General features: G+C 52.0%; 16 protein-coding genes and 1 pseudogene. 6 read left to right on the forward strand and 11 right to left on the reverse strand.

What is annotated here, in order from left to right; all coding sequences use genetic code 11:
- The 7 genes from nusA to AAF564_16695 form a co-directional block, all read right to left on the reverse strand.
- Positions 1-1,152, reverse strand: a 1,152-nt coding sequence (gene nusA / locus AAF564_16665; protein MEM8487188.1) for a transcription termination factor NusA, incomplete at its 3' end; no start/stop codon positions are given.
- A 50-nt stretch (positions 1,153-1,202) separates the two neighbouring features.
- Entirely contained in the window at positions 1,203-1,682 is a 480-nt protein-coding gene (gene rimP / locus AAF564_16670; GenBank protein MEM8487189.1) for a ribosome maturation factor RimP, read from the reverse strand.
- Positions 1,683-1,900: 218 nt separating this feature from the next.
- Entirely contained in the window at positions 1,901-3,490 is a 1,590-nt protein-coding gene (gene nadB, locus AAF564_16675) for an L-aspartate oxidase (GenBank protein MEM8487190.1), read from the reverse strand.
- Between the two features lie 87 nt (positions 3,491-3,577).
- A protein-coding gene (gene prfB / locus AAF564_16680; GenBank protein MEM8487191.1) for a peptide chain release factor 2 occupies positions 3,578-4,700 on the reverse strand; the annotation gives its coding sequence in 2 pieces (ribosomal slippage) (positions 3,578-4,633 and positions 4,635-4,700; 1,122 coding nt in all).
- Between the two features lie 16 nt (positions 4,701-4,716).
- Positions 4,717-5,082 (reverse strand): hypothetical protein, encoded by a 366-nt coding sequence (locus tag AAF564_16685; GenBank protein ID MEM8487192.1) that lies wholly within the window; start codon positions 5,080-5,082, stop codon positions 4,717-4,719.
- A 79-nt stretch (positions 5,083-5,161) separates the two neighbouring features.
- Positions 5,162-7,780, reverse strand: a complete 2,619-nt coding sequence (locus tag AAF564_16690) for a M1 family aminopeptidase (protein ID MEM8487193.1) — start codon at positions 7,778-7,780, stop codon at positions 5,162-5,164.
- Between the two features lie 7 nt (positions 7,781-7,787).
- Entirely contained in the window at positions 7,788-8,990 is a 1,203-nt protein-coding gene (locus tag AAF564_16695) for an aminotransferase class I/II-fold pyridoxal phosphate-dependent enzyme (GenBank protein ID MEM8487194.1), read from the reverse strand.
- A gap of 123 nt (positions 8,991-9,113) precedes the next feature.
- Here AAF564_16695 and AAF564_16700 point away from each other — a divergent pair, with 123 nt between their 5' ends.
- Complete coding sequence (locus tag AAF564_16700) at positions 9,114-10,073, forward strand: ornithine cyclodeaminase family protein (protein ID MEM8487195.1); 960 nt, start codon at positions 9,114-9,116, stop codon at positions 10,071-10,073.
- Between the two features lie 6 nt (positions 10,074-10,079).
- The gene (locus tag AAF564_16705; GenBank protein MEM8487196.1) at positions 10,080-11,177 is read left to right on the forward strand and encodes an FAD-dependent oxidoreductase; all 1,098 of its coding nucleotides are present in this window, start codon (positions 10,080-10,082) and stop codon (positions 11,175-11,177) included.
- A 58-nt stretch (positions 11,178-11,235) separates the two neighbouring features.
- Here AAF564_16705 and AAF564_16710 read toward each other — a convergent pair whose 3' ends face one another.
- The 4 genes from AAF564_16710 to AAF564_16725 all read right to left on the reverse strand — a co-directional run bounded on the left by AAF564_16710 (position 11,236) and on the right by AAF564_16725 (position 16,225).
- On the reverse strand, positions 11,236-11,823 hold the full coding sequence (locus AAF564_16710) for a hypothetical protein (GenBank protein ID MEM8487197.1): 588 nt from the start codon (positions 11,821-11,823) through the stop codon (positions 11,236-11,238).
- 419 nt (positions 11,824-12,242) lie between these two features.
- Positions 12,243-14,615 (reverse strand): 30S ribosomal protein S1, encoded by a 2,373-nt coding sequence (rpsA, locus tag AAF564_16715; GenBank protein ID MEM8487198.1) that lies wholly within the window; start codon positions 14,613-14,615, stop codon positions 12,243-12,245.
- A gap of 179 nt (positions 14,616-14,794) precedes the next feature.
- Complete coding sequence (gene cmk / locus AAF564_16720) at positions 14,795-15,481, reverse strand: (d)CMP kinase (GenBank protein ID MEM8487199.1); 687 nt, start codon at positions 15,479-15,481, stop codon at positions 14,795-14,797.
- A gap of 138 nt (positions 15,482-15,619) precedes the next feature.
- On the reverse strand, positions 15,620-16,225 hold the full coding sequence (locus AAF564_16725) for a hypothetical protein (GenBank protein MEM8487200.1): 606 nt from the start codon (positions 16,223-16,225) through the stop codon (positions 15,620-15,622).
- A gap of 87 nt (positions 16,226-16,312) precedes the next feature.
- Here AAF564_16725 and AAF564_16730 point away from each other — a divergent pair, with 87 nt between their 5' ends.
- From AAF564_16730 to meaB, 4 genes and pseudogenes are all read left to right on the forward strand, one after another.
- Positions 16,313-16,903, forward strand: coding sequence for an RNA methyltransferase (locus AAF564_16730; GenBank protein ID MEM8487201.1), 591 nt, complete (start codon positions 16,313-16,315; stop codon positions 16,901-16,903).
- Between the two features lie 11 nt (positions 16,904-16,914).
- Positions 16,915-17,955, forward strand: coding sequence for a methylmalonyl-CoA mutase family protein (locus tag AAF564_16735; protein ID MEM8487202.1), 1,041 nt, complete (start codon positions 16,915-16,917; stop codon positions 17,953-17,955).
- Positions 17,948-20,050, forward strand: coding sequence for a methylmalonyl-CoA mutase (gene scpA, locus AAF564_16740; protein MEM8487203.1), 2,103 nt, complete (start codon positions 17,948-17,950; stop codon positions 20,048-20,050). The genes AAF564_16735 and scpA overlap by 8 nt, the downstream gene beginning before the upstream one ends.
- A gap of 31 nt (positions 20,051-20,081) precedes the next feature.
- Positions 20,082-20,779 (forward strand): annotated as a pseudogene (gene meaB / locus AAF564_16745) (methylmalonyl Co-A mutase-associated GTPase MeaB).

Genomic DNA, 20,779 nt, shown 5'->3' on the forward strand with positions numbered 1-20,779 from the left:
CTCAAGTACAGCTCGCGCTGTATCACACCCAATATCCTGAAGTTTCTTGAGAGTTTCCGCATCGAGTTCATCTGCAAATTCAGAAATCTCGATATCTTCTTCATCGTCAGAAATTTCACGATAGATATCAATCTCGTATCCGGTGAGCGCTGCCGCAAGTCGGATATTGATGCCTCCCCGCCCAATAGCCTGGCTTACCTCATCAGCACGTACAACTACTTTTGCACGTGGAGGCTCCAGTTTATCGTTCACGGTGACTGCAACCGGTTTTGCCGGCGACAGGGCGCGTTTGATGAGCTCATGTGAATCGTCTGTCCACTCAAGCACATCAATATTCTCATTGCCCAATTCACGCACAACGGCATGAATACGAACACCCTTCATGCCCACACAGGCACCAACGGGGTCAATTCGGTCGTCGTGGCTAAGCACAGCAACCTTTGCGCGGTCACCAGGCTCACGGACAATTTTTTTAATTTCTACAATGCCGTCATAAATCTCAGGCACTTCCAGCTCAAACAGACGCTCCATAAACACGGGCGCTGCACGGCTGATTATTACTTGCGGGTTGCTCCCTGTATCGCGGCGTACTTCGTGTACAACAGCCCGGAGCATATCGCCCTTCCGGTAGCGATCCTTGTAAATCTGCTCATCTTTTGAGAGCAACAATTCCACTTTATTGTGGATGACAAGAACTTCGCGCCGGCGAATCTGATAAATTTCTCCAACCACCACCTCCCCAATCAATTCCTGGTAGGTCTTGTGGATGTTGTCTTTTTCGATGTCCCTGATGCGCTGGCTAAACGTCTGCCGTGCAGTCATGACAGCCCGCCGGCCAAAGTCCAAAATATTGATCTCGCTGGCAACTTCATCCCCTACTTCAAAATCCTCGTCGATTAATACCGCGTCTACAAGCTCAATCTGCGTCACTGGATCCTCAAGATCAAGGTTCTCTACCACTTCGCGGATATGTAATACCTGAATGTCGCCATTGTCAGGGTTAAAAATAATTTCAAACGATTCGTCTGAACCGTAACGTTTACGAATCATAGCGCGAAAGACATCCTCCACAATGAGTTGGAGGTTGTCTCGCTCTATTCCTTTCTCTCTTGCAATTTCAGCAAACGAAGAAACAAGATTCGTGCTCTGCATATGTATGCGCCTTTTTTACAGTAAACCCCGGGGAGAACGTACTGCCTGCCCTACCAGGGTAACAAAACTTTTGATTCGACTATATCGGAAAATGCAATATGCTGGGACTCCTTGTTGGCAAAGGTTAATTCAACATGGTCGTCTCCAACTGCTGTCAAAACACCTTTCAGTGTTTTAACCCCTTCTGCATGTTCATATTTTACTTTTAATTTGCGGTCAACGTGCTTTTTGTATTGCCGTAGCTGCACAAGCGGGCGATCCGCACCGGGTGAAGACACATCAAGCTTGTACTTGCCATCAATAAAGTCTTCTGTGTCGAGCATGAAGCTAATTTCGCGGCTATACTTAACCAACGCATCAACGCCAATGCCGGCATCCCCGTCTATAAATACTTCAACAACACGAGACCCGCGCACGCCGCGCACAGACACAGCAACGAGGAAATGACTGGCATCAGTCAATACATTTTCAGCAATCGCGAAAACGCGCTGCTCCAACGTATCAAAGTTCTCTACAGTCAACTGATTCATCGTTTTATTGAAAAAGCCCGGCCAAAACTGGACGGGCACGAATTAATGCTAACGCTCGCAAAATAAAAAAGGGCGGCCTACGCCCCCCTAAGCTCAACGCTTGCACCCGCAATCCTGCCTCACACGCTATCCAATTATGCTCCGGCTGCCTACAAACGCGGGTACTTTTTATTGGTTCCAGCTATAAACCTTCCACCCATACATCTTTAAGTATATGATTAAACAAGGGTTGGCCGGCGCTCTGTCTCCTTGGTCTCTTTGTAATCCAGCATGTAATGCAACCCCCTGCTTTCACGGCGCATTTTAGCGCTACGGATTATCAAGGAGGCCACTGCAATCATGTTACGCAACTCACAAAGGCCTGATGAAACGCGCGATCTCCGGTAGAAATCTTCCGTTTCTTCGAACAACAACTGGGTTCGACGCAGCGCACGGTCGAGTCGCAAGCTGGAGCGGACAATCCCTACATAGTTCCACATGATACGGCGCAGTTCTTCTTTGTTGTGCGAGATCAAAACCCATTCTTGCGGCCTTTCTGTGCCGCTCTCATCCCATTCTGGCACACTGGAATTCCAGTTGATGTCTTTCACTATGCGCCGCGCCTCTGCCTGGGCCCTGTGACTGAACACGAGCGCTTCCAACAGCGAGTTACTTGCCAGACGATTGGCGCCGTGCAATCCTGTACAGGTTACTTCACCGCATGCAAAGAGCCGATTGAGCGACGTACGTCCGATTGCGTCGGTTTGCACGCCACCACACTGATAGTGGGCCGCCGGCACAACCGGAATCGGGTCCTGGGTAATATCTATCCCAAATTTCTTGCAGGTATTATAAATATTGGGGAAATGGCTGTGAATCATCGACGACGCTGCATGTGATATATCAAGCAGCACATAGTCCTCTCCGCGCTGTTTAAGCTGGTCATCTATGGCACGCGCTACAATATCGCGCGGTGCAAGCTCACCACGCGTATCGTATTGTTGCATAAACCGTTCGCCGGCCTGGTTCAGCAGAATCCCCCCTTCTCCGCGCACGGCTTCAGAAATCAAAAACGAGTTTGCGTCCGGATGAAAAAGGCTTGTCGGGTGAAACTGGACAAACTCCATGTTTGCGATACGGGCTTTGGCCCGGTACGCCATGGCCGTACCATCTCCCGTGGCGATAGACGGGTTCGTGGTATGCAGGTAAACGTGCCCGGAGCCGCCTGTTGCAAGCAATGTTACCTTCGCCAGCAGCGTTTCAACGCTTCCATTTATTTCATTAAGCACATACGCGCCATAACATGTGATGTCCGGACTTAAGCGCGTCACATGCCGGCCCAGGTGGTGGTCCGTTAACAATTCAAGTGCAAAGTGATGCTCAAAGATCTGAATATTCGGGTGATCTGCCACGCCCTTCAACAAAGCACGCTCCACTTCTCGGCCCGTGGTATCAGCGGCGTGTACAATTCTGTTCTCTGAATGCCCGCCTTCGCGGCCCAGATGGAGATCGCCATCGTTTTCACGCGTAAATTGGGCACCTAGCTCCATCAATTCGCGCACCCGCTCGGGCCCTTCTTTTACGACGATTTCCACCGCCCGCTCATCGCACAAGCCGGCGCCGGCAATGAGGGTATCCTGGATGTGCTTCTCGACGGAATCCGACGCGTCCATTACGGCGGCAATGCCACCCTGCGCGTAGTTGGTGTTAGATTCTGCCCGCTCTTTCTTGGTGACAATTGCTACGGTGCCGGCTTCAGCAACTTTCAAGGCATATGAAAGCCCCGCGATGCCACTGCCGATGACGAGAAAATCAAAGCGCGCGGTCATATCAGCTATGTACCCTCAGACAGTTTTGCGCGCACAGTGGCGCCGTGTGCGCATAGACTTCCCTAACAGATTCTGTGCGTTCAGCTATCAGGTGGGTTGTTGCGCCTGCTGAAGCAAAAACGCCTTGATAAATACCTCAAGGTCGCCATCCATCACAGTTTGTATATCCGGTATTTTGGTTTCGGTCCGGTGGTCATTGACCATAGTATACGGCTGGAAAACATAGGAGCGAATCTGGCTACCCCATTCAATTTTCTTTTTCGAGCCTTCACGTTCACTCTTGGCGGCTTCCTGGATGTCGCGCTCCAGTTGATAAAGCCGGCTCTTCAACATCGTCATCGCGCGCTCCTTGTTCTGCAACTGGCTACGCTCTTCGGTACACTCTGCCACAACACGCGGCTGGTCTCCATTTGAGAGTTTGCCCGTCCAGATATAGCGCACACCCGTTTCCACCTTGTTCACATTCTGTCCCCCTTTGCCTCCAGAACGGAATGTTTGGAGCTCAACATCATCAGGGCTGATCTCGATTTCGATGTTGTCATCAATTTCGGGATAAACAAAGACACTGCAAAACGACGTATGTCGGCGACCACTGGAATCAAATGGCGAAATGCGGACGAGGCGATGTACGCCAGATTCTGACTGCAAATAGCCAAACGCATAGGCGCCTTTGAAATGGAGCGTGGCACTTTTAATGCCGGCTCCCTCACCGGGCTGGTATTCAAGCATGGAGACATCATAGTTCTCCCGCTCACCCCATCGCGTATACATGCGAAGCAGCATCTCTGCCCAGTCCTGGCTTTCGGTACCACCAGCCCCCGGATGTATGGTCAGGATGGCGTTGCGATTATCATCAGGCCCCTGCAACATGTTGCGAAACTCGAGTGATTCGAGCTTTCGCTGCAATGTCGCCGCTTCAGCTTGAATTTCATCTTGCAACCCCTCTTCACCTTCGCTGGCAAGCTCAATAAGCGTCTCTACATCTTCCGACTTACCCTTGAGATCATTCCAGGCATCAATCCATTGCTGTTCCAGCGCAAGTTCTTTTTCAACCTCTTTTGCTACAGAAGGATTGTTCCAGAAATTGGGGTCCATGCGCTGCTCATTCAGGCCGGCTATTTTCTCTCTTCTATGGGCCGAGTCAAAGATAGCCTCCGAGCGTCACAACACGCTCTAACAGGCTACGAATATCATCTGATGTTCTATGCATGGTAACAGATTAAATTTCAGGCTACAACCTGGGGTTTGTAGAGCCGCAATGCAGGCACAAGCTGTGCGAGTTGCGTTCCTACCAGCCCACCGAGAATACCCAGCAGGCCGCCAATCAAAAGGGTCATCACAACGACAAGCGCGCCGGGTAAGTTTCCCAGTATCTGTCCCGTCACGTGGGTCATCTCACCTACAGGGGCAGACGCTACAACAAAATTGAAGAGCACCAGTAATCCCCAACCGGCTGCTACACTTAGTCCTCCCCAAAGCCAGCCGTTGTATTGGGTCATTAACCCGTATAAAACGCCGGCAAGTAACGTCCACTCCCATCCCAGGAACAGGTGCAACAGCAATGCGAACGCAGTGCAAATAATGACTTTCATAAAGATGGTGGATTAAAGGTCAGTTGTGCCTGGAAAACTAAAACCTGTCTCTGTTGATCTTCGTTTCCCCAGATAAAGCCTAGTTGCCAGATGTCACCATTCGCTGGATGATCGGGCGAATGCGACCAGACGACTCCCCTTGTAAATGGCGGTTCAACGCGGTCACAACGTAGTCATCAAAAATTGGCTCAAGTGCCTGCACAATGGCAAAGCGCACCGGTTCACTTGGGCTGTTCACTTTGCCTACAATGTATTGCGCAATACTTCCCCGTGCATCCGGATTGTATTGTGCAATTCCGGAAAGCGCCTCAATGGCTGCAATTTGAATGCTTTCACGATTTTCTGATGCCATCCGGGCCTGCAAGTATGGGATTCCCTCAATTGCATTGATGCGGCCATATGCGTCAATCATAGCCGTTTCGACGGTATTGTCCCACGAGACGACATCAAACAGCGGGCGCATTTCCTGCACAGCCTGCAGCGGCTCTACATCCGCATAAATACGAATCGCTTCTGCTGTAACAACATACGAATTGTCATTGATTGCGGAGGCAAGGGCTTGTTTCAGTTGCTCGTCGTTGGTCTGCGCAAGCGTTGCGAGGGCCTGCTTGCGCACACCAGACTCGCGGTCACCGGTGACAGCCTTGAGCAGAAACGGGCGAACAACTTCGTCTTTACCGTACATATCCAATGCTGCTGCTGCTGCTTCGCGCACAAATGCTGCGTCATCTGATTGGAGTACGTGCAGTAAAACATTGCGCACATTGGCGTTTTCTGGCTGATCGGCCAGTGCCACTACGGCATCGTATCGGCCGGCAGGTTCATCGTCGTAACGGGCCTGGTTCTGCCATTCCACAATACTCTTTTTTACGTTAATTTCAGCCGGCAGCCAATCGCCGCGATCAAACCGTACAAACGAAATATCGCCGGCAATCGCAAAACGAAACGTTGTATCCTGCGTCGCTACCCGATATCGGGATACCCAGGGCGCAGCATTCGGCACGTTCACCTCAATGTCAACATCAAAAGCAAACAATCCTACCCGCGCACTATCCTGCACCTGCGCAACATCTATCTCATAGACACCACGTGATGCGTCAAATCGATGTGACACATTCAAGACCGGGTGTCCTGGCCGGCGGTACCACTGCTGAAAAAATCCACCAAGTCCTTTTCCAGATGCCTGCTCCATCGCACGCTGCAAGGCATCGATGGTGACTTCTTTATACGCATTTGCCGTCAAGTATTGCCGCACACCGCGCCACCAGACATCATTACCCAACTCATACCGCAACTGGTGTAATACCAGCGCAGCTTTTTCGTAGGTATGCCGATCGTACATGTCGTAAGGATTGCCATAGCCATGCCATATGATGGGCCGCATCAACGTTTGCGCCTGCCCGAAATAGGCTTCACGATCCCAAATGGTATGCGCCTGTCCGACTGCAAGACCGTCTGCATGCTCCATATACAGGCGTTCTGCATACGTGGCAAACCCTTCATTCAGCGCAAGGTTTGCCCAGTTGCGAGACGACACCATATTCCCAAACCACTGGTGTGCAAGCTCGTGGGTTATCAGGTCGCGACCAGTATAATCCAGGTGTGCACGGGCATCATGCTGCAGTTTGTCGTACATGATGGTGGCGGTGGTGTTTTCCATCCCGCGCGCAGTAAACTCGCGCACGGTAACTTGTTTGTAGTTGGACCACGGATACTTTACCTGCAAATTGCGCTCAAAGAAACGCATCATGTCTGGCGTTTCGCCAAAAATGAGGTTGGCGTTTTCTGCATGCTGGGGCTCAACCAGGTAGGCAAGCGGCACCGAAGTGCCATCAGCGCGCTGGTAGTTTTCTACGACGGCAGAAAATTCGCCGGCTGCAAATCCTGTAAGGTAAGACACATGCGGTTTGTTCAGCACCCAGCGGTCACGTCGCATGTTGTCAGCCAGTGCGCGCTGCTCAACAAGGTCGCCATTTGCTATCGTTGAAAATTGCTGCGGCACAGTCAACGCCAGATCAAACGTCATCCGATCATTGGGGTAATCCCAACCCGGAAACCAGAACTGGTTGTCTTCGGGCTGCCCGAGGGTCCAGACCTGGGTAGGTACCGAAGGATCATCACCCTGCCCATCTACAAAGACCATCCCCATTTTCTGCCCATTGCGCATGGGATGGGCCACGTAATCAACTTTGACCTCAAGCGCTACGGTTTTGCCAATACCCGGCTGTAGGGAAATGACGAGGTCGGCGTTATTGTATTGAAAGGCAATGGACTCAAATTCCTGCCCCGGCCGCTTGATGGAGACATCCCGTATCTCCATATCTTTTGCATCCAGTTGGATATGCGTCAGCAGTTGCGCGGTCGCAACTAACCGATGGGTGGCTGTTCCAATCACCCGTTCGCCGGGGAAATCAAAAGCAAGATCCAGCGCGGTATGCTGGACATCAAACGAGCTCGCCGGCTCAACAAACTGCTGATCGTTGTAGTTGAGGATGCGCGCCGTTGTTGTAGCGGCAGACGCTGCGACAACCTGTATCGAAGCGGCATTAACAGAGTCAATGGGGGCTTCTTCTGTAGTTTCGGGTTCGTAGACGTAAACCTCTGCCGGCCTGCGGCCTGAGCAAGACGCCAACAACAAAACCAGCAAACTACTCACCAGGAGTTGCCAGCCCCTTACTTCATGGGGAGAATCAGACATTACGTATTCAAGCGTTGTGCTTTGAAGCAAACTTTGTGATGTGGTGCACAGCTTCTTCGATTTTCTCGTAAGCTGTTGCATAGGAGCAGCGCACATAGCCGGCGCCGCTTGGCCCAAAGGCATCTCCCGGCACAACGGCCACGCGATGCTCTTGCAAAAGATTTTGGGCGAACTCTTCAGAAGTCATTCCTGTTGAGCGGATATCCGGGAAACAGTAAAACGCACCTTCCGGCTCAAATGTAGGTAATCCTGCCGCATTAAAGCCATCTACAATCAATCGACGCCTTTTGTCGTACGCCTGGCGCATCTCCTCAACGGCAGCCTGTGTGTGCTTCAGCGCAGCCAGGGCACCGATCTGTCCCATCGTTGGCGCACTCATTACCACATACTGGTGCAGTTTGTAGATTGCGTGGGCAATTTCCTTCGGCGCACAAGCATACCCGATGCGCCAGCCTGTCATGGCGTAGCCTTTAGAGAACCCGCCGAGCAAAATTGTACGCTCACGCAACGCCTCGATGGATGGCAAACAAACGTGGCCTTTTTCATATGCTTCACCATAAACCAGCCGGTCATAGATCTCATCTGAGATGACCATCAGGTTGTGTTTCTCGACAACCTCAGCAATTTCAACAAGGTTCTCGCGGGTCAACACCGCGCCGGTTGGGTTGTTTGGATAGCCGAGGAAGAGCACTTTTGTCTTGTCGGTGATACGCGACTCAATATCTGCCGCTGTCACCTGAAATTTGTTTTCTACGGATGTCGGCACATAAACAACGCGGGCGCCGGCAAACTCTGCAGTTGGGCCGTACGACACAAAACAGGGCTCAGGAATGAGTATTTCATCACCTGGATCCAGTAACGCCAGCATAGAAAGCATCATGGCTTCACTCACGCCAACCGTTACAATGATCTCGCTCCCCGGATCGTAATTCACGCCATATCTACCAGACAACTCAGCCGCAATTTCATCGCGCAACTCTTTCAACCCTGAATTAGCCGTATAGCCCGTTTTGCCTTCATGCAAAGATCCAATTGCTGCATCAATGATGGGCTTGGGCGACACAAAATCAGGCTCTCCAATGCCCAGTGAGATGACGTTGTCCATGGTTGCGGCTATCTCGAAAAAGCGCCGAATCCCACTTGGTTTCACGAGCCGTGCACGCGCTGAGAGGTATGCTGTTTTATCTGGAGAAGATACAGTTGTTGACATGTAGGGTAGATTTTTTAGACAAGGTTGTTCGGAAAGGTACAACACAAAAACACAAAATGATTTTTAGCTTATTATGTTTCTCGATTTTTTGACCTGTGTCCTCTGTAAAACCTGGCCGAGACCGTGCTGACTATCTCCGAAAAAATGCTTACTGATGCCCTGCAGCGCCCTGCCCTTGTTGAGGCGTTGCGCCTCGGCTTCAAGGACGGCGTCTCGGTACCAGACCGCCATCATCACACAATTCCCCGGTCAACAGAAGACGCAACGCTGCTCCTTATGCCGGCCTGGCGCAAAGATGGCCCAATTGGTTTTAAGATGGTTACGGTTTTCCCATCCAACAGTGCACAAAACCTGCCCTCTATTTACGGCACGTACACGCTGCTGGACGGAGACACAGGTAATCCGCTCGCTCAAATGGATGGCCGGATTCTCACCCTGTTCAGAACTGCAGCAACCTCGGTTTTAGCAGCCACGTACCTGGCGCCAAAATCGGCTAAACGGTTGCTCATGGTTGGTACAGGCGCGCTTGCACCTCACATCGTTGCAACCTATGTGGAAGTGCTCGGCATTGAGGAAGTACAGTTATGGGGGCGTAATCCTCAAAAAGCTGAAGCAATGGCCGCCGATTTATCGGGTGCCGGCTACCCGGTTAAAGCAACCAGCACTATAGAAGAGACAGCGCCCTGGGCCGATGTAATATCCTGCGCTACGCTGAGCCCGACGCCGCTACTCCAGGGTGCATGGTTGTCACCCGGTACTTTTGTGGATTTGATCGGCAGCTATACCCCAACCATGCGTGAGGCTGACAACGAGGTCATCAGGCGGGGGTCTATTTTTGTTGATACACGCCCTGCAGCGCTTACAGAAGCAGGCGACATTATGCTGCCGATAAAGGACGGGATAATGACTGCTGGTGACATACGGGCTGACCTGTTTGAATTAACACGGGACGAACACCCGGGCCGGCAATCAGCAGATGAGATCACCGTCTTCAAATCTTCCGGATACGCGCTGGAAGACCTCATTGCTGCTGAAATGGCCTATAAAGCCGCACGCCAGTATTTACAGAACCAGACTTCCTGACTTGCTATGCACATTGCTGTAATTGGTGGCGGTATCATGGGGCTGAGTGCAGCGTTTGCGCTGCAGGAAGCCGGCCATACCGTGACCCTCTATGAGCAATACACCATTGGCCACAACCGCGCGTCCTCCCACGATGCCCATCGACTCATTCGCTATCCATACGGCAGCATGACGGGCTACATGCAGATGATTGCGCCGGCTTATGCCGCCTGGGACAATCTGTGGCAGGCTTTGGGCAAGTCTCTTTACGCACCCACTGGCACCCTTGTACTCGGCAACTGCGCAGACGACTGGGCAGCAGCCTCGCAGCATGCGCTCCAGGCATTCAATCACCCCCTTGAAGATCTCGACCAGCCAACGCTGAAAGCCCGCTACCCTTTCCTCATTGCCGATGCTACAAACACAGCCTTTCTCCAGCCTTCCGGCGGACTGCTGTTTGCACAGCAGATCCTCATCGCCCTTAAAACTTTACTGGCTGAACGCGGCGTCACGATGCTTGAGGAAGCACCCGTTACTCACCTGGACGTAGGCAAAGCTACCCTTGGCACTTCCCATCAAACCTACACATTTGATCGATGCATCGTGACCGCCGGCCCGTGGGTTGGCACCTTGTTACCCCGCTTTAGCCAACAGGTGACACCTTCCCGGCAAGTCACGCTTTTTTTCGATCCGCCGGCATCTGACAGGCCGCTGTGGTCCACTTGTCCGATGATTCTTGATATCGACCACGACTCCGGCTTTTACCTCGTCCCACCACGCGCCGGCACTATGTTGAAAATTGGCGACCATCGGTTTAGTAAAACAGGCCACCCCGAGGCGGACCTGCCCGTACAGTCATCAGAAATTGAAGCAATGCATCGCGCTGCGGCACGCAGAATTCCGTTGCTCGCCCAATACCCTGTGCACCGCAGTGCAGTGTGTTATTACACCGTGGCGGATGAAGAGCGCTTTATTGCCCACTGCGAAGGCAAAACCTGGATATTGACCGGATTCTCCGGCCACGGCTTCAAGTTTGGCCCGCTCATCGGGCAACGGCTTGTCCAGGTTGTCGATGGGCATACCGCACCTTCAGTATTTACCACTTGGGTGTCGGGGAATTTTTAAGAGGCTTTACTGCAAACAAACGCTTTGTTTAGCTAGAAGCGAAGCCCTTTCTTTTCTGTTAATTAGAGCCTATTGCCTTTTGGTATTCGATGATAGCATGTCTAGCAGCATATCCCACCTTGTTTTTTCGCCTAATTGCATGAAAAAGCACGCGGTTATCACCTAATCGCCCCAGCGCTGATATAGCTGCATTGTGTATAGCAGCTGCACCACCTCGAGCTTTTATTATCTCCATGCGGACATTTCTAGACAGCCCCTCGGCCTTTGCCGGTTTAGTTAAGCTAATTAGCGAATCATAATGAGCTGCTACGGTTAGATATGTGTTTTTCAACAAAACTCTAGTTTCCTCTGAATCGACCACATTGATCATACCAATTGCGATTCTAACTGGCGAGCTGACTAAGGGCTGTCCATAGGAAAGCAAACTATCGCTATGCGGTAGCAAAATTCTAGATATGATGAGTGCACGCAGCGCGTATTCATGCTTCTCGACTCTTGCATAAAATTCTGTCCTTGCCTCTTTTGTAGCAGAACTCAGGCCCCCATCCAACAATATTTCAAGTAATTCGCCTTCAGGCGTCGATTGTGAAAAACACGGGATACACCATAAAAAGCAAACGACTAACAATAGCATCTTCGAACGCATAGATCTGTAATTCGAATTAATAAAGTGTAGCATAGAGAAAGGGCTGACAGGCAAAACGGCGATAATCCGAAACCACTTTTAGTTCATTCCCATTGCTACACAAAACGGAATCTATTCAGGGAGCCTTTCCGATACATTTGCGCAATAGACCCGGAAAAAAGACCACCTTTTTTAGGAAGAGAGATTACACTAACGGCTTCCCGCTTGAGCAGGAGCAGGCATGCAATGTCGGACAAAGGCGTGTTACTTGCGCCTACGATGAGTAGTGCACTCCAAGACGCAGTCTGGATACCGGATCAAGTCGGCATGACGTGATGTGGTACGCATTCAACAATACTAAACCAACACAAAATTCCCTTAACGCAAAAAGGCGGATCCAGGTAGGATCCGCCTTTTGAACAGTGTGCCTTCTGGCAAACTTATTCAGATGCTTCTGCTTTTTCTTCAGCGGCAGGTGCCTCTTCAGCTGCTTCAGCAGCAGGCGCCTCTTCAGCTTTCGCTTCTTCAGCAGGTGCCTCTTCAGCAGCAGCTTCTTCGGCTGGTGCTTCTTCAGCTTTTGCCTTCTTGGCGGCAGCCTTTTTCTTGGCTGGTGCTTTCTTTGGCTTTTCTTCTGCTTCAGCTTCGCCGGTTTCTTCAGCTTTTGCCTTCTTGGCTGCTGCTTTCTTCGGTTTGGCTTCTTCAGCTGCTGGTGCATCACCGCCGGCTTCTGCTGCTTCCATTTTCAGCTTCAGCGCTTCCAGGCCACTCAACTCACCAAGGGTGGTTGGGCCGGTAGCTGCTTTGGCTTTCTTCTGGTAGTCAGAAACCTCACGACGAGCGCGTGCTGCTTCAGCTTGCTTCTCTTTCTTCTCTTCGTTCTTCTCAGCCTGCTCAACGGCTTTCGCCTGGGCAACTTCGCTCAGCAAGATCTCTTTGTTTGTAGGATCAAACTTGATTACGCGAAGCTCCAGCTTGTCACCTTCTTTGTAGGCATCACGGAAGCTCTTCGGACCACTCTTGAGTTCGCTCCCAGGAACGACACCTTCAAGTTCGAGACCAAGATCCACTTCGATACCATTGTCGGTGAAGCCTTTGACCGTAACTTCCACATCGGTGCCTTCGCTGTAGATTTTTGCGAAGTCGTTCCAAGGGTTCGTTTCGATCTGCTTGTGGCCCAGTGAAATACGACGTTCGTTTTCGTCGATGTTCAGGATAACCACGTCGAGCTCCTGGCCTTTTTTCACATACTCGGCCGGGTGGCGAATTTTCTTCGTCCACGACAGGTCGGAAATATGAACCAGTCCGTCGATGCCCGCTTCGATCTCAACAAATACACCAAAGTTGGTGATGTTGCGAACGGTGCCGCGGAGCACAGTGCCGGCTGGGTAGCGCGCTGCGATGCCATCCCATGGATCGGGCTCGAGCTGCTTCATGCCAAGGGATATCTTCTTGCCTTCGTGGTCGATGTTCAGGATTTTCACCTTCACAATCTGACCGAGGGAAACCATCTGGCTCGGATGCTTAATGTGCTCCGTCCAGCTCATTTCGGAGATATGTACCAGACCTTCGATGCCTTTCTCCAACTCGACAAACGCGCCGTAGTCGGTGATCGATACGACCTTGCCTTCGGCGCCGTCGTCTTCTTTGTACTTCTCGCCGATGTTTTCCCATGGATGGGCCTGGAGCTGCTTGAGACCCAGCGAAATACGCTGACGCTCTTTGTCGTAGTCCAGAACTACCACGTTCAGTTTCTGGTCGAGTTCAACCAGTTCTGACGGATGTGAAACGCGTCCCCATGAAAGGTCCGTGATATGCAACAGACCATCCACGCCACCAAGGTCGATGAACACACCAAAGTCGGTGATATTCTTGACTGCGCCTTCCAGTACCTGGCCGGCTTCCATTGATGCGAGAATTTTCTGACGCTGGCCTTCGAGATCGGCTTCAATCAGTGCTTTATGAGAAACAACAATGTTTTCGTTGACTGGGTTCAGCTTAACAATTTTGAACTCCATCTTCTTCTCAAGATAGGCGTCAAAATCGCGTACTGGCCGTACGTCAATCTGTGATCCTGGCAAGAAGGCCTCTACACCGTCGAACAGTTCGACGATCATACCGCCTTTAATACGGCGAACAATCGTTCCTTCGAGAACCTGCTCTTCTTCATGGGCTTTCTCAATTTTCTGCCAACGCTTGACGGTGTCCGCCTTCGTTTTCGACAGCACGAGCTGGCCATGATAGTCTTCTATGCGTTCGAGGTATACCTCAACAACATCACCAGGTGTCAGCTCGCCGGCAAACTCGTTTTTCGACACAATGCCATCGCTTTTGAAGCCGATGTCGATAACGATGTCTTTTTCACCGATGCTAACAATTTTACCTTCGACAATCTCATTTTCAGATACGTTGGTCAACGTATCGTCGATCATCTGCATCAACTCGTCGTAATTGACGCCGTCGTCTTCACGACCGCCATCGAGGTCTTCAAGTTTTACAACCTCGCCTTCAATTTCGCCGGTGTATCCAATAATTCTACGGGCTTCTTCAACAACCGCTGCAGCCTTTGCTGGTGCAGCTTCTTCTGCCGGTTTCTCTTCTGCTGGTGCCTCTTCTACTGCCTCTGCAACAACTTCTTCTACTGCTTCTGTTGCTTCTTCCACAACTTCCTCTACTACTTCTGTTGCCTCTTCCGGGGTTGCCTCTTCCGTTACTTCTGCTGTTGTTTCTGCAGCGTCTTCCGACGCTTCTGCCTGCGGCGCTTCAGCTTCTACAGCTTCTGGCGCTTCAGTTTCTTTTTGCTGATCGTCAGCCATATAGATCTCCGGGTTTGACGCTTCTGTGTAACTTACACGTTGAGAATAAGCAGCTCGCCCTTGTGGTCATTTCACCATTTCCCCTTTGTTCTCAATGCAATGCAGGGAAATGCCGGGTTAGTTAAACATACACGAATACTCCGTTTTCAGGGAATTTTCCCAAAAAATCAGAGCCTCGATCATACGTCGGACCGCAATTGTCGTTCCTTAACTATGTCAACAACCCGTGAAACTTGCTCATCGAACGAAAGCACGGAGGTGTCGAGTGCTATCGCATCTGATGCCTGAAGCAGCGGTGCAATGGCCCGCGTGCTGTCAAAATGGTCCCTAAACTTAATATTTTCCAGTATTTCCAGCGCATCAACCGACTGGCCTTTTTCAACCAGTTCCGCGACCCGTCGCGCAGCGCGCACTTCAGGAGAGGCGTTCATGAATACCTTGACGGGCGCCTCAGGAAAAACCACCGTTCCGATGTCCCGCCCATCGACTACCACCCCACCGCCGGCGGCCACGATGCGCCGGGCAATCTGCCGCTGCTGGTCAACCATCTTTTCGCGAACCAGCTTAAATGAGCTGGCAAGGCTCACGTTGGCATTTACAGCGTCTGAACGCAATTCGTCCGTTACTTCTTCATTATCCAGAAAAACATGCATGCCGTCTGCTTCGTACCGAATATCAAGCACAATGCGGCCCGTCACCGCAGTAAGCAGGGCTTCGGTGAGTTCTTCTCCAGTACGAAGAGCGGCCAATGTGATGGCCCGGTACATGGCACCCGTATCGAGGTAGGCAAAATCAAGCGCAGCAGCAACCGCTTTGGCTGTTGATGTTTTACCAGACCCGGCAGGGCCGTCTAATGCAACTATCAAAGTAAGGTGGGATGTGGTTGGCTAATAATACAGTATTGGCCTGCAATGTATAACCAGTAATCCAAAATCAAAAATCCCCAATCAACAATCGGTGGGATTGCAGATTGAGGATTCTTGTATACTGAATTTCAGCAGGGATTATCCGCCAAATGTCTCTGTCACAACCGTAATCGGCTCAGGATAGCGGATTGGACCAAGGATGGTGCTAATAATTGGCGTAGCAACAAGTTTGACGCTACGGGTTGCTGACCCATCTTCACCACGAACTGAAGACGCAAGGTCGATGAGATCGCGGACCGGATTGTCAAAAAAGTCTGTCAGCTCAAATGCAATTTCAATGGGGATACGGACCGGCTCACCCGGATTAAGCATGTGCTCCTCTTCCAGTGCACCGCTGATGGTTTCCTGGTCGTCAAGGTACAGGGTCCAATCCATACGCGTCAGGCGCGCAGCTACGGTGTTGTCTGCCGGGTTCTGGGCTTTCAGGTCTACCGCAAATGAGATGGGCAGGTCTTTGCGCAATACCGCTGCAGCCAACTTTACCATATCAGTTGCCTTAACATCTCCGACGGAGTTAACACCATCAAGGTTTACACCAGCAAGGCGAAGATTAGACACTGCGCCCAATGCAAAATCTACGTTTCTAAGATTTGCAATTTCTTTAATCGTCTGACATCCCTGTAACGTACCTACCAGCAGCAGGACGACAATTACATGGGAATAAAATGGTACGCTGTTTTTCATGATTATTTTCTAATCCTTGAGAACAATGTTCGTCGATTTTCGTGAATTGGGTCGTTTTCATGGGTCGACAATCTGTATTTACTGCGGATGCGCAAACTACGACACGAAGAAATACCCCGCATCAAGCCGGCTGACAGCCAGCAAAAAGAGCGCCACCCGATCATTGCCGTCATCGACAATGTGCGCTCTATCCACAACGTTGGCTCCTTTTTCAGATCGGCAGATGGCGCGTGGATAGAAAAAATTGTGCTAACCGGCATTTCGGGCACCCCCGAGAACCGCGCCATGCACAAAACGGCGCTTGGTGCTCAAGATACGATTCCATGGGAGTATGTTCCCGATACCAGCGAGGCCATTGCCCAACTCAAACGAGACGGATACGCTGTTTTTGCGCTGGAACTGACGAATACGCCCCTCTCAGCCGAAAGCCTGCAAGCTGAGCATTTCCCACTGGCTTTTGTTGTCGGAAATGAACTCACAGGTGTAAACGACGAGGTACTGGCCCTTTGTGATGGCGCCCTTGAAATCCCGCAATACGGCACCAAACAATCGCTGAACGTCTCTGTTGCTTACGGCATTGCCCTGTTCGACCTTGTACGCCGTTACCGTGCCCTCCACGAACGCCCGGTATTCGACGATCCGTTCCCGCGTCCTGCCGATGAGGGAAAAGCCCAATGACCCAAAAGCCCATGCAAAACTTATTTGACGCCTTTGAGCCGGCGTCCAAATCAGACTGGAACGCCTTTGTCGCCAACGATCCGCGTTCAGCCGCCTTGCTGGAAAAACTTGATTGGCAACTCGGCGACCTTTCGATGCCGGCATATGCCACAGATGAAGACCTACTGGCCCCATCTGAAACACAGGTAAACTGGGTCCTCCCCGAAAGCTGGTGCATTGCCGCCTGTGCGCCCGAAGATGCCCCGACTACGTTTTACGAAACTGCCCTGGCGGATGGCGCGGATGGTTTCTGGATGCATGCCCTTTCAACTACCTATCCGACCAACCTGCCGGCAAAGCATCTTCACCTTTATGGAGACGCTTGTACAGGTGAGGCTGGACTAGCATACCTCAACGCCTTGCATGAGACGCCGGCAATGATTTCGGTAGTATCAGATCCGGCAACTGACGAGGCGTTTCTCAAAGCAAACATGGCCCAACTGATTGCACATTCACCCTGCAGGACCATTACCCTCCCGGTCTCTCCTGCCCTTCCTGACCCGGTTGCCAGTCTGGTTAAAACACTGCAGGCGATACACACCTGCATCGATATATTCAAGGCCGGCGGTTACTCCACGGATGAAACCCTTCGCACGATGGCCCTGGTGTACCAGCCATCAACCTCATTTTATCTGGAGCTGGCGATGATGCGTGCCATGCGGCTACTCATCAGCAAGCTCGTTGCCGGCACCATCGGAGGTGATATCGACTTGCCATTCATGGCGTACATCAACACCAGCGATGACCCGGATCAGCTGCTCAAGCAGACAACCATTGCCATGGGTGCCGTACTGGGGGGCTGCAGCACAATCTGTATTGTGCCCGGCGACACCTACGCACAGCATCTGGCACAAAACACCCAGCTCATTCTCAAACACGAGTCCCATCTTCACCGTGTTACGGACCCGGCTGCGGGATCCTATTATGTAGAAATGCTCTCTGGCAAACTCGCAAACGCAGCGTGGAATGCCAGTAATTTTGCAAAACCAAACGGCGGCCAGGACCATGCATAAGTTTCCCAACATCGGGTTTAAGCTGCCCAAGGCACCGGCATGGCAAACCCCGGAATCTATCGCCGTACCCCAAACGCTAGAACCAACTGATGTAGCGGAAGCTACACACCTGCAATACGCTGCGGGTGTGCCGCCTTTCTTACGCGGTCCGTACGCGACCATGTACCTTGGCCGGCCATGGACCATCAGGCAATACGCCGGCTTTTCCACGGCAGAAGAATCCAATGCCTTTTACCGCCGCAACCTCGCAGCCGGACAAAAAGGCCTCTCCGTTGCTTTCGACCTCGCCACACATCGGGGCTACGATTCTGATCATCCGCGCGTTTCCGGGGATGTAGGCAAAGCCGGTGTCGCCATTGATTCGGTCGAGGACATGAAAACGTTGTTTGCCGGCATTCCGCTTGATGAAATGTCGGTATCCATGACCATGAATGGGGCCGTTATCCCAATCATGGCGTTTTACATCGTTGCTGCAGAAGAGCAAGGGGTTGATCCAGCGCAACTCAAAGGCACCATTCAGAATGATATTCTGAAGGAGTTTATGGTACGTAATACCTATATCTACCCGCCGGCGCCTTCCATGCGCATTATCGGGGATATCTTTTCGTACACCGCCCGCAATATGCCCCGGTTCAACTCCATTTCCGTCAGTGGCTACCACATGCACGAGGCCGGTGCGACGGCAGACATAGAACTCGCCTACACGCTTGCTGACGGCCTGGAATATCTCAGAACAGGCATTGCTGCCGGACTCAAAATTGATGACTTTGCCCCGCGGCTCTCGTTTTTCTGGGGCATTGGCATGAATTTCTTTATGGAAATCGCCAAAATGCGTGCTGGACGGCTGTTATGGGCTAAACTGGTCAAACAATTTGACCCGCAGAACCCGAAGTCAATGGCCCTGCGCACCCACTGCCAAACCTCAGGCTACAGCCTCGCCGCCCAAGACCCCTTTAACAATGTAATGCGTACGTGTGTGGAAGCCCTCGCAGCCGTATCCGGACACACCCAGTCGTTGCACACCAACGCCCTCGATGAAGCCCTGGCACTGCCGTCAGACTATTCCGCCGCCATTGCCCGTAACACGCAGCTTTATCTACAAAAGGAAAGTGATGTCACCCGCGCGATAGATCCATGGGGTGGCGCGTATTACGTAGAATACCTGACCGACCAGCTTGTCAGGCGTGCATGGTCGCATATAGAAGAAGTTGAAGCCGCCGGCGGCATGGCCCGCGCCATCGAATCGGGATTACCGAAAATGCGGATTGAAGAAGCCGCTACCAGAAAACAGGCCCGCATCGATACCCAGGAAGATATTATTGTGGGCGTAAACAAGTATTTGCCAAAAACAGAAACAACGCTCGAACTGCTCGAAGTTGACAACTCCGCCGTGCGTGAGGCGCAAGTGTCCCGACTCCGCACACTCAAAGCTGCGCGTGATCCGAAAGCTGTTGCGCGCTCATGCCATGGTTTAGCGGCGGCTTGTAAGGCGGGTACTGGCAATTTATTGGCACTCGCGGTTGAAGCTGCGCGTGCGCGGGCCACGCTCGGTGAAATCTCATCTGCTATGGAGCAGGTTTTCGGCCGCTTCGAGGCCTCATCACAGGCAATCAGCGGTGTATTTGCAAAAGAAATGAAAGCCGACAAAGCTACCCAAAAAGCGCAGCAGCTTGCAGATGAATTTGCCGCTGCCTCCGGCCGGCGTCCCCGTATCATGATTGCAAAACTGGGACAAGACGGCCATGACCGGGGTGCACGCGTGATTGCAACGGCCTTTGCTGACCTTGGCTTCGACGTTGACATCGGCCCCCTCTTCCAGATGCCAGAAGAAGCAGCCCGGCAGGCCGTCGAAAATGACGTACACATCCTTGGCGTATCCAGTCTTGCCGGCGGGCACAAAACCCTCGTACCAGAAGTGATTGGCCACCTTGCGATGATGAAAAGCAGCCACATTATGGTTGTAGCCGGCGGTGTAATTCCACCCAATGATTATGAGACGTTGATGGAAGCCGGCGTGGCGGCCGTATTTGGCCCAGGCACCGTTGTAAGCGAAGCAGCGATAAACTTGCTCGAACAACTGCTTGCAACGAGGTAATCCACCCATGGCACAACCCCTCCTGCATGCAGCATCGTACGTCGCGGGAATCCGCGCTGGTGACCGCCGGCTCCTCAGCCAGGCAATTACCCTCATTGAAAGCATACATCCGGATCATCAGGCCCTTGCGAATGAAGTTACACGCCAATGCCTCCCTTTTACCGGCCAGGCCTTCCGCGTTGGCATCACAGGCGCACCCGGTGCCGGCAAAAGTACGTTTATTGATGGCCTGGGCAGCCATTTACTGGAAGCAGGCAAACGCATCGCTGTCCTCGCAATAGACCCAAGCAGCCAGCGTACGGGCGGAAGCATTCTGGGCGACAAAACGCGTATGCAGCGTATTTCGCACCACCCCAACGCCTTTGTACGCCCTTCCCCAAACCAGGGCACCCTCGGCGGCATCGCCCGCCGTACGCGCGAAGCCATGTTGCTGTGCGAAGCAGCCGGGTTTGATGTGATCTTTGTCGAAACCGTTGGTGTTGGTCAGGCTGAGTTTAGCGTGCACCTAATGGTGGATATGCTGCTGCTGTTACTGATCACGGGTGCAGGGGACGATCTGCAAGGAATCAAACGCGGCATTATGGAAATGGCCGATCTGATTGTGGTGAATAAAGCTGACGGAGAAAATGCGTTGCCGGCACAAAGACTTGCAAAGCTCATCCAGCAAGCAACCCATGTCTTACCGGACCCTCGGGAGGACTGGTCTACAGCCGTGTTATCCGTTTCGTC

The sequence above is a fragment of the Bacteroidota bacterium genome, from assembly GCA_039111535.1.
Taxonomy (GTDB): domain Bacteria; phylum Bacteroidota; class Rhodothermia; order Rhodothermales; family JAHQVL01; genus JBCCIM01.

Coding starts and splice junctions, on each gene's coding strand:
- AAF564_16730 (MEM8487201.1), top strand. CDS start 16,313: ATGCGCAAACTACGACACGAAGAAATACCCCGCATCAAGCCGGCTGAC.
- AAF564_16735 (MEM8487202.1), top strand. CDS start 16,915: ATGCAAAACTTATTTGACGCCTTTGAGCCGGCGTCCAAATCAGACTGG.
- AAF564_16695 (MEM8487194.1), bottom strand. CDS start 8,990: ATGTCAACAACTGTATCTTCTCCAGATAAAACAGCATACCTCTCAGCG.
- AAF564_16685 (MEM8487192.1), bottom strand. CDS start 5,082: ATGAAAGTCATTATTTGCACTGCGTTCGCATTGCTGTTGCACCTGTTC.
- rpsA (MEM8487198.1), bottom strand. CDS start 14,615: ATGGCTGACGATCAGCAAAAAGAAACTGAAGCGCCAGAAGCTGTAGAA.
- scpA (MEM8487203.1), top strand. CDS start 17,948: ATGCATAAGTTTCCCAACATCGGGTTTAAGCTGCCCAAGGCACCGGCA.
- AAF564_16690 (MEM8487193.1), bottom strand. CDS start 7,780: ATGTCTGATTCTCCCCATGAAGTAAGGGGCTGGCAACTCCTGGTGAGT.
- AAF564_16705 (MEM8487196.1), top strand. CDS start 10,080: ATGCACATTGCTGTAATTGGTGGCGGTATCATGGGGCTGAGTGCAGCG.
- AAF564_16710 (MEM8487197.1), bottom strand. CDS start 11,823: ATGCGTTCGAAGATGCTATTGTTAGTCGTTTGCTTTTTATGGTGTATC.
- AAF564_16725 (MEM8487200.1), bottom strand. CDS start 16,225: ATGAAAAACAGCGTACCATTTTATTCCCATGTAATTGTCGTCCTGCTG.
- nadB (MEM8487190.1), bottom strand. CDS start 3,490: ATGACCGCGCGCTTTGATTTTCTCGTCATCGGCAGTGGCATCGCGGGG.
- rimP (MEM8487189.1), bottom strand. CDS start 1,682: ATGAATCAGTTGACTGTAGAGAACTTTGATACGTTGGAGCAGCGCGTT.